The organism is Mesorhizobium sp. WSM3873, assembly GCF_001672445.1.
In the GTDB taxonomy this organism is placed as follows: domain Bacteria; phylum Pseudomonadota; class Alphaproteobacteria; order Rhizobiales; family Rhizobiaceae; genus Mesorhizobium.
Genome location: NZ_LYTM01000012.1, coordinates 1 through 13,190, shown reverse-complemented (window position 1 = coordinate 13,190; position 13,190 = coordinate 1). Strand labels below are relative to the sequence as shown.

At 62.6% G+C, this 13,190-nt stretch carries 10 protein-coding genes and 1 pseudogene; 5 read left to right on the top strand and 6 right to left on the bottom strand.

Going from position 1 to position 13,190, the window contains the following annotated elements:
* Position 1: 1 nt before the first annotated feature.
* Positions 2-1,216 (bottom strand): glycosyltransferase family protein, encoded by a 1,215-nt coding sequence (locus A9K71_RS09940; RefSeq protein ID WP_066994049.1) that lies wholly within the window; start codon positions 1,214-1,216, stop codon positions 2-4.
* Positions 1,217-1,888: 672 nt separating this feature from the next.
* Here A9K71_RS09940 and A9K71_RS09935 point away from each other — a divergent pair.
* Positions 1,889-2,749 carry a FecR domain-containing protein gene (locus tag A9K71_RS09935; protein WP_066994044.1) on the top strand — a complete coding sequence of 287 codons (861 nt, stop codon included), beginning with the start codon at positions 1,889-1,891 and terminating at the stop codon, positions 2,747-2,749.
* A 179-nt stretch (positions 2,750-2,928) separates the two neighbouring features.
* On the opposite strand, the gene A9K71_RS09930 is transcribed toward A9K71_RS09935, so the two are convergent.
* The 4 genes from A9K71_RS09930 to uxuA all read right to left on the bottom strand — a co-directional run bounded on the left by A9K71_RS09930 (position 2,929) and on the right by uxuA (position 8,130).
* On the bottom strand, positions 2,929-5,133 hold the full coding sequence (locus tag A9K71_RS09930; protein ID WP_066994041.1) for an adenylate/guanylate cyclase domain-containing protein: 2,205 nt from the start codon (positions 5,131-5,133) through the stop codon (positions 2,929-2,931).
* Between the two features lie 215 nt (positions 5,134-5,348).
* Entirely contained in the window at positions 5,349-6,593 is a 1,245-nt protein-coding gene (locus A9K71_RS09925) for an MFS transporter (protein WP_066994038.1), read from the bottom strand.
* Positions 6,590-6,802, bottom strand: coding sequence for a hypothetical protein (locus A9K71_RS09920; protein ID WP_066994034.1), 213 nt, complete (start codon positions 6,800-6,802; stop codon positions 6,590-6,592). Before A9K71_RS09920 ends, A9K71_RS09925 begins: the two co-directional genes overlap by 4 nt.
* Before the next feature lie 143 nt (positions 6,803-6,945).
* Positions 6,946-8,130, bottom strand: coding sequence for a mannonate dehydratase (gene uxuA / locus A9K71_RS09915; protein WP_066994031.1), 1,185 nt, complete (start codon positions 8,128-8,130; stop codon positions 6,946-6,948).
* A gap of 189 nt (positions 8,131-8,319) precedes the next feature.
* Between uxuA and A9K71_RS09910 the strand changes: the two genes are divergently transcribed.
* The 4 genes from A9K71_RS09910 (at position 8,320) to A9K71_RS09895 (ending at position 12,428) form a co-directional block, all read left to right on the top strand.
* Positions 8,320-9,051: an FCD domain-containing protein gene (locus tag A9K71_RS09910; RefSeq protein WP_066994028.1), complete on the top strand. Its 732-nt coding sequence runs from the start codon at positions 8,320-8,322 to the stop codon at positions 9,049-9,051.
* Positions 9,052-9,068: 17 nt separating this feature from the next.
* Entirely contained in the window at positions 9,069-9,854 is a 786-nt protein-coding gene (locus A9K71_RS09905; RefSeq protein ID WP_066994025.1) for an SDR family oxidoreductase, read from the top strand.
* A gap of 670 nt (positions 9,855-10,524) precedes the next feature.
* Complete coding sequence (locus tag A9K71_RS09900; RefSeq protein WP_245299590.1) at positions 10,525-11,205, top strand: WecB/TagA/CpsF family glycosyltransferase; 681 nt, start codon at positions 10,525-10,527, stop codon at positions 11,203-11,205.
* Positions 11,202-12,428 (top strand): NAD(P)/FAD-dependent oxidoreductase, encoded by a 1,227-nt coding sequence (locus A9K71_RS09895; protein WP_066994022.1) that lies wholly within the window; start codon positions 11,202-11,204, stop codon positions 12,426-12,428. Before A9K71_RS09900 ends, A9K71_RS09895 begins: the two co-directional genes overlap by 4 nt.
* 82 nt (positions 12,429-12,510) lie before the next feature.
* On the opposite strand, the pseudogene A9K71_RS09890 reads toward A9K71_RS09895, so the two are convergent.
* A pseudogene (locus A9K71_RS09890) lies at positions 12,511-13,190 on the bottom strand (IS630 family transposase); the annotation flags it as partial.

Genomic DNA, 13,190 nt, shown 5'->3' with positions numbered 1-13,190 from the left:
CTCAGTTGATGCCTTCAATGACCGAAAGATGATGGCCCGCCCGCCTGTCGAGCAGTTCCGCGACGATCGCGGAAATATGAGGCAGCCCTTCCAGCCTCAGATGCGGATTGCTCTGCGATGGGCGGGGCCGATCCGGCAGCACCTTCAGTGTATCGGCAAACCGCTGGGAATCCTCGGCTTCTTCCGGCGAAAGCATCTTGATGAGACCGAGTTCGGCTGCTCGCCGTGCGCGGATCAGTTGCTCCTCGCGCGGCTTGACGCGCGGCACGATCAGCGCCGGCTTGTCGAAAGACAGTATCTCGCAATAGGTGTTGTAACCGCCCATCGCCACTACCGCCTTGGCGCCGGCAATCAGCTCTTCCATGCGGTTGTCGAATTCGATGATCTTGATATATGGGATTTTGGACCCCTTCTTAAGAAACTTGTTGCGCTTGCGCGCCGGCATGTAGGGCCCAAGCACGATCAACGCCCTATGCTGCAATTGCGGATCCTGCTGATAGGCATCGATAACGTTGTGGATCAGATCGGCGCCGTCGCCGCCGCCACCGGTCGTAACGAGGATATAGTCGCCCTCGGGGCGGTGGCCGGGCAACTCGTTCTTCTGCAGGCTCCGTTGCAGGAAACCGACGAACTTCATCTTTGCCCTGATAGCCGGCGGCACATCCAGGCCGGTCAACGGATCGTAAAAATCCGGCGGACCGTAGGCCCAGACCTTGTCGTAGAACAGGCCTATCTTGCGCATCACATCCCTGCGTTCCCACTCTGCTTCCAGCAGATGCGGCGCATCCATCACCTCGCGCAGGCCAAGCACCAGCGTAGTGCCTCGCGTCTTGAGGTAGGACAGCGTGTCCTCGATCTCACCGCGCAGCCCGAGCGGTTCCTTGTCGACGATGAAGATATCCGGCCGAAACGTCTCGGCTGTGTGGCGAATGATCGACTGGCGCATTCTTAGCGTCTCATGCAGATCGATATCCTTTTCCAGCGAAGTGTATTCGCCGTTGCGCAACTTGATGACGCTCGGGATCTTCACGAAGTCGACGCGGGCGCGGTAGTCGAAGGCGCCGGCGATAGGCGCGCCCGAAATGATCAGCACCTGAAGTCCGTGGAAATCCTCGACCAGGGAATGCGCGATCGTGCGGCAGCGCTGCAAGTGGCCGAGCCCGAACGTGTCGTGGCTGTACATGAGAATTCGAGCATCTTGTACGTGCTGGGTCATTGTCGAACCTCTTTAGAATTCTCGCCTGAGGACCGCGGGCCCCCGCAGGATTCGAACCCATTTCTCGCGGGTCTATCGACCTGTTTTGAACATGAGGGAGCAATTTTTTCAAATTATATTACCCAAGAGGGTTCATATGCTGAGCAGCGTCTGCTCAGCTGCTATGCACATTGGATCCGATGCCCAGCCTATTTGCCTTGTCGGCCTCGTGCGCTGCAGATAGATCACGGTGGATACATGCACTCGTATCGAGACGGGTCGCGGGCTGGCCGATTGCTTGCTTTCAGAAATGCGGCCAGGGCGATGGCGCTCCTCCCTCGTGGCCGACGCGGCTAAACTGCCCAAGAATGGGCTGAAGATCTGCAAAGACAGCGCGCCGACACAAACCGTGATCGATGCCCCAGATGCGGGCGCTCTCGCGCCGCCCACGCAGAACATCGCCTTGTCCCTCAGCCAGACGAATTCAGTAACAGCATTGGCGTTATCCCACCTCCGACCCGATGAGCGAGGGGGCAACCCGCGCGGCCCACCCAAGCGCAGGACCTAACGTCGACAATTGTGCCTTCGAGCGTCGCCCGAGCGAAAGAGCCATGTCCTACTCAAATTGAGGTATGACTCCGCGGGGACAGCCTTTCAAGCATGTGCTAATAAAGGCGTTTCGGGGAGGATGCCATGCCGTCCTTGAGGTGGGCTGCAGTTGTCGCGCTTGCCGCGAATCTCATCAATGCGCCGACCATAGCCGCCGAAGCAGTGGGCCGGGCAGTCGTGATCAAGACTGCCGTTACCGGCGCAACCGGACCACTGGTGGTCAGCGCACCCGTTCATCGGGACGAACGTATCAGGACATCCAACACCGGGCTTGGCCAATTCGTGTTCCGGGATGGCACCAAGCTGGCGGTGGGGTGGGGTTCTTCCGTCGTCCTCGACAAATACGTCTTCAACGATGATAATTCGGTGAAGAAGCTCACCATCCGCGCTGCCAAGGGAACGTTTCGCTGGATAAGCGGGAACTCGCCTTCGTCCGCCTACCAGATTGTGACGCCCGCAGGCACAATAGGCGTGCGGGGAACAGCATTCGATGTCCACATCGCGCCCAACGGCAAAACCGCCGTCGTGCTGCTTAAGGGGTCGGCCCGATTCTGCAGCGGCGGCGGATGCAGGGAACTGAAGCGGCGCTGCGATTGTGTGGTCGCGACGCCGTCAGGCTCAATGACCGACGTTGTCAAGGTCAATCGATCTGTGCTCACCACACTCGGGACCTCGCGGGCATTGCCGTTTCTGACCGGCAATCAGCAGCTCTCGGGAGGCTTTGACGCAATCGGCGGAAATTGCGGGCTTACGGCTGCCATTCAGCAGGAGCATACGGCGCGGCCGCAGCGGCGCAACTCACCGGCACCACCCGGTCCGGGCACCCCCGATCCGCCGAGCCCGCCGCGGGGCGACAAAGATGACGGCAACAACGGCCATGGAAATGATCCGGGCAAGCACGATCCCAGCAATCCCGGAAAATCCAAGGGTCCTGGCAAAAAGTAGCGACGACGGCGGTGGCCGGCAGCGGCAAGAGCAACGGATAGCCGCTCTTTTTCTCGGCGCGTCCGTATCCGCACTTCGCCAACCGGTCTGGGCCAACTCGCCTCTACGTCGGGGTGGACGAAATTGTTGCCCTTGAACACCACCGAGTCGAGCGGTCGACCGCCCTGCATGAATGAAGGTCAGGAACCGGAGCCGAATTGTTGCTCCGCATAGCCGGCATTCGTTTCCATCGCCGCTCCCGCTCGCTTGCCAACAAAATCGTCCGCTCTGCGCGGGATCCGGCCATAGAATTCCTGCAACCCTGCCGGCAGGCCCGCGGCCTTGACTTTTGCCGCCGCGATCATCTTTCGGCTGCCTGGCAAGCGCGATTGCAACGCCTCCACGAGCTTGCCATGGAGAAGCCGCAATTCCGCAAAATCCGGCGACGACGCAACGTTCTCATCGCCGACGACGGCATTGATTCTGGTCCTCGTGCTCTTTCCCTTGAGTTCCAGCGATCCCGCATCGAGCAAGGCCCAGCCTTGCAGCGATCTTACTGTGTCGTCGGACGCGAGGATATCGAAACTCACCGTCTTGCACGTTGTCTCGATACGCGCTGCGATGTTCACCGCGTCGCCAACGGCCGAATAGTTGAAACGCGACTCCGCGCCCATATTTCCGACACAGGCGACGCCGGTATGGATTCCGATACCGATGCGAACCGTCTGCCCGGCCCCGAATCCGAATGCATCGCTTTCGTTGAGGCGGGCAATCGTCTCGCGCATCGCCAATGCCGCGCGAGCGGCTTTGCGGGGATGATCGGTGACGTCGACCGGGGCATTCCAAAAGGCCATGATCGAATCGCCGATGAACTTGTCGAGCGTGCCCTCATTGGCGGTGACATGACGGCTGAGCGCGTCGAGAAGCGTGTTCAAAAACCGCACGACGGCGGTGGGCGGCAGTCTTTCGCTGATCTCCGTGAAGTTTCGCACATCGACAAACATCACGGTCAGCTCTCGGTCGTCGCCGCCAAGACGAAGCGCGTCGCGCGTGTGCTCGATCCGGTAGAGAAGCGATGGCGACAAATACTGACCGAAGGCCCGCCGGATCGCGCGCCGCTCTCGATCAGTCACCAGGAAGCGGAAAGAGGTTGTCGCGAAATGCGTGATCGTGCCCATGAGGATCGGCGCAAACGGGTCGAACAGCAGTCCCGCAAGCGAAAAGGCAAACCATGATGCGACGAGCGCCAGTCCCGTGATCGCAAGGCCGCAGGCGAGCGCAATCGCGGGGCTTACGAAAATCGTCAGAATCACCAGGAGGCTGCCGAGCATCGCGATCGACGCGATTTCCAGCCCGTTTGCCCAATCGGGCCGAGACAGATAGTGGCCGGACAGCACCTGTTCAACGATCTGCGCGTGGATCGAGACGCCCGGCACGTTCTCACCGAGCGCGGTGACACGAATGTCCTGCAGCCCGGCGGCCGAAGTGCCGACAAACACGATGCTGCCTTCGATCGCGGCCCTCGTTTCGGACGAGACGCCGCCGGGTGCAAGCACGTCCTTCGCCGAAACATAACGCTCGGCCCTGTCGGGACTGACATAGAGCCAGAGTTCGCCGGCCGAGGTCACCGGGATAACGAAGTCGCCGATCTTGACGGAGGTCATTATGCCCTGCCGATCCGGCGCGCCGGCAATGAGGTAGGTGGAGGCCCCCTGCGCTACTCTTATGGCTTCGAGGGCAAGATCCGGATAAAGCTGCTCGCCATCAGTCAGAAAGAGTGGGGCTGTCCTCACCACAGCGGTCGATCTGCCGGGATTGAGGCTGATGTGTCCGATGCCGGGTGAATTGGCCTCAAGCTGCGGCCGCAGCGGCGTGGCTGCCTTGATAGGCGGAGGAGCAGCGATCGGGCTCTCGCCCATAAAGGCAATGCCAGCCTTGATTTGCGGCCGATAGTTCCCTTCGTTGGAGATGCCGTAGCCCAGGATAACTGGCTTGCCGGCGATCGACCCGGCGAAGATCTCGTCATTGTCGGGCAGGCGGTCGAGCAGGGCCGGATCGATGCCCGGCACGTCGCGGAGGACAGTGCGAGGCGACAGCCGGTCGGGCTCGGCGAAAAGAATGTCAAACGCGATGGCTGCCGCACCAAGCTCCGTCAGCTTTTCGACCAGGGCCGCCATGCGATCCCTGGGCCACGGCCACTGCCCGAACTGCTGCAATGAGACCTCGTCGATGTCCACCACGCGGACGGGCATCGACTCGAAGCGGCGAGGTGCCAGCCTCTGATACTGGTCGAACGTCGCTTCGCGGGCGAGTCTCAACGGCTGCGGGTCGCTCGCCCGGACAATGGTAAGCGCTGCGACCAGCGACAGACCCAGGATGACGCCGGCCAACTGGGCGCGTGTCATGACATCTGCACCAGTAACTGTGCCGCGTATCCTGCCTGCATGGCCCCGCTCCGGGAGGCAGCTTTCGAGCCTCGAAGCTAGGCTGCATTGTTCCCGGCAAATGTGCAATCGCCAACCTTACGCCCAACGGAGCAGCGCGGGCCCAGCGCTGGCGATTTGCGTAGCGACGAAGTTCTCAATCGGCTCCAGCGCTAGACAGTCGAGGAGCAAGAGCGCTAGCGGAGGCCGCCGGCCATTTTCACGCTCTCCGGCAAGTTTCGCAACCACAGCATAGCGGCCGCCCCGAGAAGCGGGCCCGGCACCAGCAGCAGGAAGGCCCAGCGCCAGCCGCCGATGAAGTCGGCGAAGCGCGGCGTGAGCCAGATGGCGAGCACCGTCAGCGCAAAGCCGGCGCCAAGCTGCACCGACAGCGCTGTGCCGACGAAGCGGCGATCGCCAAGCTCGGTCACTGCGGCGGAGAATTGCGCCGAATCGCCGATCACCGAAATACCCCAGACGACGGCGACCAGCATGAAGAGCCAAAGCGGCCCGGCAAACAGGAAGCCCATAAGCAGCGCACAGCTTCCCGAGACGATCATCATGCCGGCGGTGGTCGCGGTTCTGCCGATGCGGTCCGACAGATAGCCGCCCAACAGGCAGCCAATGATGCCGGAGGCGACGACGAAGAAGGTCGAAAGCGAGGCGGCAGCGGCCGATCCGATCGCCTGCGCCTCGAATGCCGAGCGCGTATAGGCAAGCAGCCACGCCCACATGGCGTAGAGTTCCCACATATGGCCGAGATAGCCGAGATTGGCCAGGAGCAGCGGCCGCTCGCGACACACCTGCCCGATGCGCGATGGCTCGAACACCGCCTTGCCGAAAGGATAGGGCCCCTCCCTTGCGAACAAGAGAAACAGGAGCGCGCCGACCGTCGTTGCTACACTGGCGGCCGCGACCACCGGCCGCCAGCCGAGCGCGGTCAGGACAGCGCGAAAAAGATGCGGCAGCGCCGAGCCGATGGTGAGCGCGCCTATGACTGCGCCGAGCGCCAGCCCCCGGTCGCGCGTGAACCAGGTGGCGACGAGCTTCAGCGCCGGCGGATAGACGCCGGCAAGCGCTGCGCCGGTGACAATACGCGCGGCGATCACGCTGCCTGGCCCGGGATGAAGCAGCAGGCTCGCATTGGCGAGCGCGGCGACAAAGGCGGCGGCCGCCATCAGCCGGCTGAGCCGCACCAAATCGGGAAGATTGACCAGGCTCGCCCCCAGCGCACCGATCACGAAGCCGACCTGAACGCCGTTGGTCAGCCAGGCCTCCCCGCCGGCGCCGAGCGCAAGCTCCTGCCTCAGTTCGGGCAGGATGGCGGTCGCCGAAAACCAGGTGGTCAGCGACAGAACGACCGCCAGGCAAAGCAGCGACAGCACGCGCCAGCGGCCGCTGTCGGCGGCCATGCCAAGCGGGCTGCCGCTCACCGCGCTCATGCGCCTTGCAGCGGGACGGTCAACACGGCCACCGCGCCGGTGGGACAAAACTCCCCCTGGCCGTTGCGCAGGCTGGTCTCGATCTTGCAGATCGGCTTGTCGGGGCGCAACTTCTTGACCTCCACGCGTCCGGTGATCGCCTCGTCAACGCCGACCGCCTTGACGAACTTCCATGCGATTTCGAGAAAGACCGTCCCGGCCCCAGGCAAATCCTCCGCGACCAGGTATTGAGAGTACCAGAACTGACGCGGCCGTGGAGGATCAGCTTGCCGAACACCGATTGGTCGGTCGGCACGCGGTCATCATGCAGCGGATTTCGCTCGCCGGTAGCGTCGGTGGAAGGCTTCGATTCCTATGCCAGCCCGAACCGTTCGACGGCCCGCATGATGCCGCGCAGTTCGGCGAGGCCCTTCAGCCTGCCGATCAGCGAATAACCGGGATTGATCCTGGTCTTGCCGATGTCGTCGGCGAGCAGATGTCCGTGATCGGGCCGCATCGGAATGCGCCAGTCGGCGCGGCCTTCCTTCCGACGGCGCGCTTCCTCCTGCATCAGGGCGAGGATGACATGCGCCATGTCGGTGCCGCCCTCGAGATGCTCGGCCTCATAGAAGGAGCCGTCATCCTCGATGGTGACGTTGCGCAGATGGACGAAATGGATGCGGCCCGCGAACTCCTTGACCATGGCGACGATGTCGTTGTCGGCGCGCGTGCCGTAGGAGCCTGTGCAGAATGTCAGCCCGTTTGCCGGGCTGTCCACGGCATTGAGGATGAATCGCGCATCGTCAGCTGTCGAAACGATGCGCGGCAGGCCGTAGAGCGAGAAGGGCGGATCGTCGGGATGGATGCACATGCGCACCCCTTCCTGTTCGGCGACCGGAATAATCTCGCGCAGGAACCAGGCGAGATTGTCGCGCAATTCCCTTGGCCCAATTGAATCGTACTCGGCCAAGGCCTCGCGAAAAGTGTCCCGGTTGTAGCTGCGCTCGGTGGCGGGCAGTCCGGCGATAAGGTTACGCTCGATCCGGTCGATTTTCTCGTCGCTGAGCTCTTTCAATCGCGCTTCCGCTTCGGCGATGCGGGCGGCGATGTAGCCGGCCTCGGCATTCCGGCGCTTCAGCACGAACAGGTCGTAGGCCGCGAAATCGATCGCGTCGAAACGCAATGCATAACCCGTCGTCGGAAGGCGATTCGCCAGATCGGTGCGGGTCCAGTCGACCACCGGCATGAAATTGTAGCAGATCGTCGCGATGCCGGCCTTCGCCAGCGCTCGGATGGTATCCTTGTAAAAGCCGACATAGCGCAGCCGTTCCGGCGAGCCGATCTTGATCGAGTTGTGGACGGGGATGCTCTCGACGACCGACCAGGTCAGCCCCGCCGCCTCGATGATCCGCTTGCGCTCCAGGATGTTTTCCAGCGGCCAGGCGCGCCCGTCATAGATGTCGTGCAGCGCCGAGACGATTCCGGTCGCCCCGGCCTGCTTGACGTGATCGAGCGTCACCGGATCGTCTGGGCCATACCAACGCCAGCACTGCTCCATTTTCTGCCTTCCTTTGAGAGGGAGCGGCAAGTTATTGTTGGACCACGATGAGAGTCAATGACAATTTGGGCTTTATCGGACGCCTAATGGCCGACAGGTAGCGCGGTAAACTGATCGAGACGGCGCCCAACTCGATTGTTTTCCCGGAATCTTGGGATATCCTGGTCCAACAATTTGGGAGATTCGTCATTGGAAAATTCTCACGCCGCGCGCGAGAGCGGCGCCCGCCGCCACGCCGGCGGCAGCTCGGCGGTCGATGCCGCGGCCGGGCGGATCCTCGATCTCATCCGCTCGCGGCAGCTCAATGTCGGCGACGTGCTGCCGACAGAGCGCGAGCTCAGCGAGATCACCGGCGCCAGTCGCAACACCGTGCGCGAGGCTTTGCGCGCTATCCGGACCTACGGGCTGATCGAACCGAAACCCCGCGTCGGGGCTGTGCTCGCTGACGGGCATAGCATCGCCATCCAGAACTTCTTTGCCGCGCATATGGATGTCTCGCGCTCCTCCTTCGCCGACATTCAGGGCTTCAGGCGCATCATCGAAGTCGGCATCGGCGACCACATCGTGCTCAACGCCACCAACGAGCAGATCGAAGCGCTCGACGCGGTCAACGCGCGGATCGTCGAGAGCCGCTCGATCCAGGAGGCCGCCGAGAATGATTTCGACTTCCACATGGCGTTGATCGGGCTGGCGGACAACCGCATGCTGTCGGACATGTATTCCTTCCTTTCCCCGGTGATCCTGCGGATCATGACCATCGGCAAGGAGATGCGCCCGGTCCTGGCCGACACCCGCGCCGCGCATGGCGAGATCGTCGCCGCCCTGCGCGCGCGCGACAGGGTGGCCTACGCCTACCTGATGAGCCGCCATCTGGATTTCGCCCTGCGATTCCTGCCGGAAGAGCCGGGTTCCGACACGTGACTGAAGGAGTTCCCGCAATGAAGGATTTTGTTGGCAAGGTCGCCCTGGTGACGGGGACGACGGGAATCGGTCTGGCAACCGCCAGGCGCCTCGCCGCGGGGGGTGCTGCGATCATCGCCTGCGGCATCGACCGCTCGGCCAATGCGGCAATGAGAGCGGAGCTGGAAAGCTCCGAAGCCGGCGCGCTGGTCGTCGACACCGACGTCTCCGTGGCGGACCAGGTCCGCGATGCCGTCGCTGCCGGGGTGGCACGGTTCTGCGGCCTCGACGTGATCGTCAATTCGGCGGCCGTCCATCCCTACGGAACCGCGACCACGACCGACTGGGAAACATGGAACAAGGCCATGACGGTCAATGTCGGCTCGATCTACCTGACGGCGCATTTCGGCATCCCCGAAATGATCCGCCGCGGTGGCGGCGCCATCGTCAATGTCGCCTCGGTGCAGGGTTTCGCCTGCCAGCAGAACGTCGCCGCCTATGCCACGACCAAGGGCGCCATCCACACGCTGACGCGTTCGCTGGCGCTCGATTACGCGGCGGCCGGAATCCGGGTCAATTCGGTCAGCCCAGGCTCGATCCGCACACCGATCCTGGAGAAGGCCGCGCGTGGCGAAACCGGCAGCGATGCCGATGTCGAGGAAGCGTACAGGCGCTTCGGTGCGGCGCATCCGCTTGGCCGCATCGGCGAACCGGAAGAAGTGGCCGAACTCATCGCCTTTCTGTGCTCCTCCAGAGCGAGCTTCTGCACCGGCGCGGATTACAAGATAGACGGCGGCCTGACCGCCGGCATCGGTGTGAAATAGAGCCATGAAGATCGGTCTTGGCCTTTGCCGGAGTAGCTGACGCCGGACGATTTCCGCTTTGCGCGTCTGGCGGGCGCCATGCATGTCGCTGCCCGCCTCACCAACTATTTCGTGGCCCCGACGATCACCTAGGATAGATCAGGAGCTCGTTGGCATTGCAATGTGGTCGCACCAGTGGCGATCGCATCGCATTCGTGTTGAAAACGCAGCTTCAAAATCACCCAAAAAGCAAGTGAAGTCGAGGTCAAAAGGTTAAACTGATTTATATTTCGATTCAAATTGTCCATATTAACTAACTATTAACATGTCGCTTAACTTTTTGATTTTTTTACGTATGGTGCCATGAAGGAGGTAGTTTGAACTACCGGAGAGTGGGGCGACTTCTCCTATGCGAAAAGTTTTAGAAACTTCAAAAAGAGATTTTGAACAACACAGCGTTACGACCGGCGGATCGGATCCGCTCCACTCCAGCCAACATCTGACGTCCGCGAACCATGAGACCTCTCGTTTTCCCCGGTTGCAGCACCAGACTTCGACCGGACGTCCAAGCGTGACCGCCGTGGCAGCGCTGGAAGCAGCCCCTTCCCGGCAGGACCTGCCTGCATTGCCGACGGTGCAGCTTGGCGGGCTGCCTGTCACCGTGATCGACCGGCAGGGCGCCGCCCGCCTGATGCTCGCGGCGGCGCGGCAGCACCGCCATGGCAGCCGTCCCTACTACTTCACCTCCGCCAACGGCGAGGTCATCGCCCAGGCTCGCGCGAAATCGGAGATCGCCGCCCTCTTCCGCGAAGCCGACCAGATCTTCGCCGACGGCCAGCCGCTTGTGCTCGCCTCGCGCCTATTGTGCCGCACGCGGTTGCCGGAACGGGTGGCCACCACCGATCTGTTCCACGATGTGGCAAAGCTCGCCGAGAACGAAGCCGCGACCTTCTACCTGCTTGGATCGACTGAGGCCGGGAACGCCAAGGCCGTGACCGCCATCAAAGCCAGCTATCCGCGCCTGCGCATCGTCGGCCACAGCCATGGCTACCTCACCGGCGAAGCGCTCGAGAAAAAGCTCGAAGAGATCGACGCGCTTGCACCGGACATTTTGTGGCTCGGCCTCGGCGTGCCGCGCGAGCAGATCTTTGTCCGCGATTTTGGCTCGCGGCTCTCGAATGTCGGTGTGATCAAGACTTCCGGAGGGCTGTTCGACCATATTGCCGGCAAGGTCCGGCGCGCCCCGCTCTGGGTCCAGAAGGCGGGTTTCGAATGGCTGTGGCGCATGTTGATGGAGCCGCGCCGGCTGTTCTGGCGCTACTTCACCACCAATCCCCGTGCCCTTTATGCCCTGTTGAGGTATTCCCAATGACAGCCGAACATTCGCTTGGTCCGCTGCCGGAGGGAACCGACACGGAGATCGCTGTCGTCGGCGGCGGGCTCTCCGGGACACTTGCCGCGACTCTCCTCAGCCGGTCGGGCTACCGTGTCACATTGATCGACCGCCATCCCGTTTTTCCGCGCGAGTTCCGTGTCGAGAAGATCGCCGGCGACCAGATCAACAAGCTGCGCCGGATCGGCCTCCTCGACAGTCTTTCCACGGCGGCCGCGGCATTCGACGAGATCGTCAACGTGCGCAGGGGGCGAGTGCTCGACCGCACGCGAGCCCGCCATTACGGCATCTTTTACGACGACCTCGTCGCGGCGATGCGGGCCGAACTGCCCAAGACCGTTCGCTTCGTCGCCGGCAGGGTGAGCGCGGTGCAGGCCGGGCCGGAGCGGCAACGTGTGTCGATCATCGGGCAGCCGGATGTGACGGCTCGCCTGCTTGTGCTTGCCACCGGCATGGGCGACATCCTGCGCCGCGACGTCGGCATCGAGCGCCGGTTCGTCCACCAGCGCCAATCGCTGACTTTCGGTTTTAATGTCCGGCCGGCGGGAGCAAGCGCGTTCAAGCATCCGGCACTGACCTATTACGGCGAACGCGTTTCGGACGGCATCGATTACCTGAACTTCTTCCCGGCCGGCGGCGTTACCCGCGCCAACCTCTTTGTTTTCCGGGAGCATACCGACCCGTGGGTCAAGGCGCTGCGCGACCGCCCGCGCGAAACGCTCATCGAAACGCTTCCGGGACTCCTCAAGACCTTTGGCGATTTCGAGGTCATCGACCGCGTCTCGAGCTGGCTCACCGACATCACCGTCGCCGAAAATTGCAAGCGCGACGGCGTCGTCCTGATCGGAGACGCTTATCAGACATCCTGTCCGGCCGCCGGAACAGGTGTCAGCCGCCTTCTCACCGATGTGGAGCGCCTGTGCATGGTGCACGTGCCGCAGTGGATGGCCTCGCCCGGCATGGCGGCAGCGAAGATCGCCGCCTTTTATGATGATCCCATGAAGCAGGCGATGGATGAACGGGGGCTCGAGTTGGCGAATTTCCGCCGCAGCCTGACCATCGACACGGACCTGCGCTGGCGCGCGCGCCGGCAGGTTCATTTCAGCCGTCGCCGCATCCTGCACGAGATCGACAAGTTCAGCCCGAGCTTTGCCGCGCGGCTGCGCGGTCTCAAGCGGCCGCAAGTGGAAGCCGTGACCTAATTGCGGGTAAGCCGGCGCATTTCGTTCAAAGTACGCTTCGGCATAGGCGTGCGCGACCGCCTGAAGCTAGAGCGGGATGAAGTCATCTCCGGTCGTATCCTGCATTGGCGAAGTAGTTTGAGCACTCGGCGGGTGTCGTCCGGTTGAGGATTTCGCCGATCGCCTGGCAGACGGTCTCGGCCGTCCGTTTGGCCGCCTTTCGAAGCCAGTGTTTGAGCTTGGCGAAGAACTGTTCGATGGGATTGAGGTCGGGTGAGTATTTGGGCAGGAGAATCAACTTGGCCCCTGCCTTGCGAATGGTGCGACGCACGGCCTTGCCCTTATGCGAGCCGAGATTGTCCATGACGACGATGTCGCCGGGCTTCAGGGTCGGAACCAGCACGGTCTCGATATAGAGGCGGAAGCGCTCGCCATTGATCGGCCCATCGATGAGCCATGGCGCGGTGATGCCGTCATGGCGCAAGGCGGCCAGGAACGTCATGGTTTTCCAGTCGCCGTGCGGCACCTTTGCCTTGATGCGCTGCCCAACTGGCGCCCAGCCTCTGAGTGGCGCCATGTTGGTCTTGGTCCAGGTTTCGTCGATGAACACCAGGCGGGCAGGATCGATGCGGTTCTGATAGGCCAGCCATTGCGCCCGTCGGCGCGCTACGTCGGGGCGATCCTGCTCGGCCGCGACCAACGTCTTTTTTTGTACGACAGACCCTCGGCGTGGACGAACTCCCAGACCGAGCGATAGTCGACCTCAAGCCCTCGTTCGGCGAG

What these genes read in the sequence shown, in the direction of transcription:
- A9K71_RS09940 (WP_066994049.1), bottom strand. Translation starts at nt 1,216, where the DNA reads ATGACCCAGCACGTACAAGATGCTCGAATTCTCATGTACAGCCACGAC.
- A9K71_RS09935 (WP_066994044.1), top strand. Translation starts at nt 1,889, where the DNA reads ATGCCGTCCTTGAGGTGGGCTGCAGTTGTCGCGCTTGCCGCGAATCTC.
- A9K71_RS09930 (WP_066994041.1), bottom strand. Translation starts at nt 5,133, where the DNA reads ATGACACGCGCCCAGTTGGCCGGCGTCATCCTGGGTCTGTCGCTGGTC.
- A9K71_RS09925 (WP_066994038.1), bottom strand. Translation starts at nt 6,593, where the DNA reads ATGAGCGCGGTGAGCGGCAGCCCGCTTGGCATGGCCGCCGACAGCGGC.
- uxuA (WP_066994031.1), bottom strand. Translation starts at nt 8,130, where the DNA reads ATGGAGCAGTGCTGGCGTTGGTATGGCCCAGACGATCCGGTGACGCTC.
- A9K71_RS09905 (WP_066994025.1), top strand. Translation starts at nt 9,069, where the DNA reads ATGAAGGATTTTGTTGGCAAGGTCGCCCTGGTGACGGGGACGACGGGA.
- A9K71_RS09900 (WP_245299590.1), top strand. Translation starts at nt 10,525, where the DNA reads ATGCTCGCGGCGGCGCGGCAGCACCGCCATGGCAGCCGTCCCTACTAC.
- A9K71_RS09895 (WP_066994022.1), top strand. Translation starts at nt 11,202, where the DNA reads ATGACAGCCGAACATTCGCTTGGTCCGCTGCCGGAGGGAACCGACACG.